At 53.0% G+C, this 249-nt stretch carries 1 rRNA gene; it reads left to right on the forward strand.

Going from position 1 to position 249, the window contains the following annotated elements:
* Nucleotides 1–137: 137 nt before the first annotated feature.
* Nucleotides 138–249: ribosomal RNA gene (locus QSJ40_RS12710) — 23S ribosomal RNA — on the forward strand; the annotation flags it as partial.

A 249-nucleotide genomic window follows, 5' to 3' on the forward strand; every position in this document is an offset into this window, starting at 1 on the left:
TGGGTGTGTGTTCTGTGGCTTGCTTCAGGTAGCTGCGCACGGTGTGTGTGGTGAGGGGGGCGGCTGGTGTTGTTTGAGAACTGTATAGTGGACGCGAGCATCTTATTCTTTATGTGAGAATATTTTTGTGTGTCTGTTTGAAGATTACTAAGGGCGCACGGTGGATGCCTTGGCATCAGGAGCCGATGAAGGACGTGGCAATCTGCGATATGCCTCGGGGAGCCGATAAGCGGGCTGTGATCCGAGGAT

The organism is Kocuria sp. NBRC 114282, assembly GCF_030268385.1.
Taxonomy (GTDB): domain Bacteria; phylum Actinomycetota; class Actinomycetes; order Actinomycetales; family Micrococcaceae; genus Kocuria; species Kocuria palustris.